Annotated in this window: 1 protein-coding gene; it reads left to right on the top strand. The window is 57.2% G+C overall.

The genetic code is table 11. The features are described from left to right. Nucleotides 1-120: 120 nt before the first annotated feature. A partial coding sequence (tnpA, locus tag DW661_RS09895) for an IS200/IS605 family transposase (RefSeq protein ID WP_118935475.1) occupies nt 121-444 on the top strand: 324 nt, incomplete at its 3' end.

Here is a 444-nt window from a genome sequence, read left to right as displayed (position 1 = left end):
CACCGCATCAGAAACCACCCGCTATGCGGGTGGAGACAAACGGCTTTACAAAGCCACCCCTCCGACCGATATTGACGATTGTTCAGGCCGTCAAGAATTCGAGTCGAAGGGGTGGTCGCCATGGCCCAGAAGGCCTACAGCCTTTCCCACACGAAGTGGATGCGCGAGTACCACGTCGTGTTCACGCCGAAGTATAGGCGCAAAGTGATCTACAACCAAATAAGGGGCGACATAGGGGAGATCCTCGGGAAGCTGTGCGAGTACAAGGGGATCGAGATAATCGAGGGGCGCCTGATGCCCGACCACGTCCACATGCTGCTGGCGATACCGCCGAAGTACAGCGTGTCCAGCGTGATGGGCTGCCTGAAGGGGAAGAGCTCGCTGATGGTATTCGACAGGCACGCGAACATGAAGTACAAGTTCGGCAACAGGAAGTTCTGGGCC

Source organism: Collinsella sp. AM24-1, assembly GCF_003470325.1.
Lineage (GTDB): Bacteria > Actinomycetota > Coriobacteriia > Coriobacteriales > Coriobacteriaceae > Collinsella.
Note: the sequence above shows the minus strand (reverse complement) of the source record. Positions and strands in the feature narration are given on the sequence as shown.